Origin of the sequence: uncultured Brachyspira sp., from assembly GCF_944390595.1 — a bacterium.
In the GTDB taxonomy this organism is placed as follows: Bacteria; Spirochaetota; Brachyspiria; order Brachyspirales; family Brachyspiraceae; genus Brachyspira.
The window spans coordinates 1-4,303 of sequence record NZ_CALXRN010000056.1 but is presented as its reverse complement, the minus strand read 5'-3'; the positions used below and the strand labels follow the sequence as shown (position 1 = coordinate 4,303).

Annotated in this window: 3 protein-coding genes; 2 read left to right on the top strand and 1 reads right to left on the bottom strand. The window is 30.3% G+C overall.

Annotated elements, in window-relative coordinates; translation table 11 throughout:
- A partial coding sequence (gene ilvD, locus Q0J90_RS03010; protein ID WP_297276500.1) for a dihydroxy-acid dehydratase occupies positions 1–1,657 on the bottom strand: 1,657 nt, incomplete at its 3' end.
- A 245-nt stretch (positions 1,658–1,902) separates the two neighbouring features.
- Between ilvD and Q0J90_RS03005 the strand changes: the two genes are divergently transcribed.
- Together Q0J90_RS03005 and Q0J90_RS03000 are read left to right on the top strand one after the other, a co-directional pair.
- On the top strand, positions 1,903–3,837 hold the full coding sequence (locus Q0J90_RS03005) for a methyl-accepting chemotaxis protein (protein ID WP_297276499.1): 1,935 nt from the start codon (positions 1,903–1,905) through the stop codon (positions 3,835–3,837).
- Between the two features lie 245 nt (positions 3,838–4,082).
- Positions 4,083–4,303 (top strand): ferritin-like domain-containing protein (locus Q0J90_RS03000; RefSeq protein ID WP_297276498.1); only part of this gene is annotated, 221 nt, incomplete at its 3' end.

The window sequence follows — 4,303 nt, the reverse complement described above, 5'->3', positions numbered from 1 at the left end:
CAGACTGAACAAGTTTTCTATATCTTCCAAGCCAGCCTCTAATTTCTTCTAAAGGTTTAATAGGAATCTCTTTTCTTCTTTTTTCCATTTCTTCATCAGAGATTTCTAAATTGATTTTATGATTAGGAATGTCTATACTTATGATGTCATTTTCTTTTATGAAAGCTATTTCTCCGCCGCTAGCAGCTTCTGGAGAAACGTGTCCTATAGATGCACCTCTTGAAGCACCTGAGAATCTTCCGTCAGTTATTAAAGCAACATCTTTATCCAATTTCATTCCGGCAAGTGCAGAAGTAGGGTTTAACATCTCACGCATACCAGGTCCGCCTTTTGGGCCTTCATATCTTATAACAACAACATCGCCTTTATTTATTTTACCAGCGTATATTGCAGCTATTGCAGATTCTTCAGAGTCAAATACTCTAGCAGGGCCTTTATGTACAAGCATTTCATCAGCAACGGCAGAACGCTTAACAACGCATCCGTCTTTAGCTATATTTCCCCAAAGTATTGCTATACCGCCTGTTTTACTGTAAGGGTTTTCTATATTTCTTAAAACATTATTGTTTTTGTTAACAGCATCTTTTATATTTTCAGCTATTGTTTTACCTGTAGCAGTTAAAAGAGAAGTGTTTATAAATCCGCCTTTATCAAGCTCTTTCATAACAGCAGGTATTCCGCCGGCTTTGTATAAATCTTCTATGTAATTATGTCCGGCAGGTGCTAAGTGACAAAGGTTAGGAGTACGGTCGCTTACTTCATTTATGATTTTTAAATCTAATTCTATTCCTGCTTCATTAGCTATAGCAAGCAAGTGAAGTACGCTGTTTGTAGAACATCCCAAAGCCATATCAACAGCAAGTGCATTTTTGAAAGATTCAGGAGTTATTATATCTAATGGTTTTATATCTTTTTTTAATAATTCCATAACCTGCATACCGGCTTTCTTAGCAAGTAAAGTTCTAGCAGAATAAACAGCAGGTATTGTGCCATTTCCAGGAAGTGCTATACCTAATGCCTCAGAAAGACAGTTCATACTATTGGCAGTGTACATACCGGCACAAGAACCGCAACTAGGACAAGTATTCTGTGCATATTCTTCTAATTCAGAATCGCTTATAAGATTAGCTTTTTTTGCTCCAACAGCCTCGAATATATTTGATAAGCTTATTTTTTCTTCGCCGTGATCGCCAGGAAGCATAGCTCCTCCGCTTATCACTATTCCCGGTATATTCATTCTTAAAAGTCCCATTATCATACCAGGAACTATTTTATCGCAGTTAGGAACAAGTACAACTCCGTCTAAACCATGAGCTATAACCATACTTTCAACAGAATCAGATATTAATTCTCTTGAAGGAAGTGAATATCTCATTCCTAAGTGTCCCATAGCTATTCCGTCGCAAACTCCTATTGCAGGTATAAGTATAGGAGTACCTCCGCCTATTAAAACACCTGCTTTAACAGCCTGAGAAAGTTTATCAAGATGTATATGTCCAGGTACAATTTCACTATATGCAGAAATAATTCCAATCAGAGGTCTTTTTAATTCTTCGTCTGTATATCCCATAGAGTAGAATAATGATCTGTTTGGTGCTCTTTCATCACCTTTTAATACTCTGTCGCTCCTTAAAGAACTATTTTCTCTGAAACTCATAATTATTTCTCCATCTAATAAAATTGTTTAAATAAATTATTTAAAAATATATTTTTCCATTCTATTAGTAGAATGATAAAAAATCAAGCATTTTTTTATTTTTTATCATTAAAATTTTATATGCTTGTATTTTTTATTTTTTTACTATATATTATATAATGTTAGGGTTTTTTTAGTTTATATTTACCTATCACATAAATAAAATTTTTTTTATTTATAATAAATAGTTTTATTTGGAGTTTATTATGATTAAAAAAGTAGGATTGAAATTTCAAATTACATCTGCAATATTGATTCCTGTTATAATAGTTATTATATTGTCAAATACCGTAATAATGTTGTATGTTGGTAAAATAACTAATAATATGTCTTATAAAATTTTAGAAGAAACATCGTATAAAGAAGCTAATAATATAAAATTCAATATAGAAAAACATCTATATAATGTTATGGGGCTTAAAGTTAATATAGAAAATATTTATAGCAGAGGAATAAGAGATAGAGAATCATATAAGCAATTAACATCAGTATTTTTTAATAGTCTTCCAGATGATATAAATGGTTTATCTATAGCTTTTGAGCCTAATGTACTTGATAATGATGCAGATTATACCAATTCAGAATATAGAGCTGCTAATGGAAGATTTAATTATTATATATCAAGAGGCGGAGAAGCATATTTATCTATAGATACATTCGATGTAGATTATTATACAGAGCCTAAAAGAACTGGAGAAGTATATGTATCTGGTATATATAATTCTACAGTTAATGCAGACACGGTTCTTTTTACATTATGTGTTCCAATAAAACCTGATAATAAATTTATAGGGGTTATATATGTAGATATATTTGCTGATTCAATTACTGCTTTATTAGGTAATATTAAACCTTTTAATGAAACAACAGTGGCATTATATGATCAATTAGGTTCTGCAATATATGATAGCTTTAATATGGATAATGTTTCAAAAAAAATGTATGATACATATCCTCATTATCAAAAATATAATGTATTTGAAAATTTTCAAAATGGTAAATTTTTTATAGTAGATGCTTATGGAGAAGTTGGAAAGAAATATTATACTTTCGCTTTTACCCCTATAAAAATAACAGAAGGGGTTTACTGGGGATTATCTCTTTCCACTCCTAAAAATATTATATTAAAAGAAAGCTATATTATGAGAAATATGTTAGTCATTATATTAGCTTTAATTATTTTAATATTTATTTTTCTAATTCCATTTATAATAGGAAAAAAAGTATCTAATATTATAGTAGAACTATCAAAAGATATTTTAGCTATGTCTGATGGTGATTTAACTAGGGAAATACCTAAACAGTTTGATAAAAGAAGAGATGAATGGGGTGATATAGCAAGAGGCTGGGATAAAGCTATGAAAAACTTTAACAATGTAATAAATACTGTTAAAAATTCCGCTGAACAGGTTTCTACAGCAGCTAATGAAGTTTTAGTTGGAAATAATGATTTATCTCAAAGAACAGAATCTCAAGCTTCTAGTTTAGAGGAAACAGCAGCATCTATGAATGAGATGGCAAGTGCTATTAAAGAGTCAGCAGAAAATGTAGCAACAAGCACAACTATTGTATCTGATGCTAAAAACTATTTGAATAAAGCTGGGGAAATAGTAGAAGACAGTGTAAGCAAAATGGATGATGTTTATGAAGCTAGTAATAAGATTATGGATATTACTAAACTTATAGAGGGTATAGCATTTCAAACTAATATACTTGCTTTGAATGCTTCAGTAGAAGCAGCTCGTGCTGGTGAGCAGGGAAGAGGTTTTGCTGTTGTTGCAAGCGAAGTAAGAAACTTAGCACAGAATACTCAGGAATCAGTAAAAAATATTACCTCATTAATAACAGACAGCAATGAAAAAATACATTTAGCAGCAAAAAGTGTAAAAGAATCAAAAGACATATTTGTTGAAATATCAGATAAAATGGATACGGCTTCTAGTTTAATGGAAAAAATAAATATAGCAGCTCAGGAACAGGAAAAAGGAATAGAACAAATTAATGCGGCTATTAATAATATGGACTCTGCTGTTCAGAAGAATGCTGCTTTGGTTACAGAGGCAACTTCTGCTTCCGAATCATTATTGTCTGAAGCTAATGAATTAATTAGATCTATAGAATATTTTAAATTGAAAAATTGATAATTTTAATGTTTTAGCGTTTTTATTGCAGTAAGAATATTATTTTTATAATGTTCTTGCCGCTATTTTTTTGTCTAAAAATATATAATCAGTATTAATTAATAAAAAATTGTTATAAATGTTTTATTTATATTTAAACAAAAAATAATATTACATGATTTTATTTCTATATTTTGTAAAATGTATTGTTAAATTTGTTAGAGTAATATATTATATTGTTAGTTATATCTAAAAAGGAGTTTATTATGTCTATAATAAAAGAAGAAACAGTAAAATTATTGAATGATCATTTAAATGAAGAGCATTATTCAGCTAACCTTTATTTTAATATGGCGGGCTGGTGCGAGAGGCAGGGGCTTAAAGGATGCAGCAAGTTTTTATATAATCATTCAGCAGAAGAGCATACTCATTTAGAGAAATTTAGAGAATATATAAATAAAGCAGGCGGACAGGCTATAATGGGAGA

What these genes read in the sequence shown, in the direction of transcription:
- Q0J90_RS03005 (WP_297276499.1), top strand. Translation starts at nt 1,903, where the DNA reads ATGATTAAAAAAGTAGGATTGAAATTTCAAATTACATCTGCAATATTG.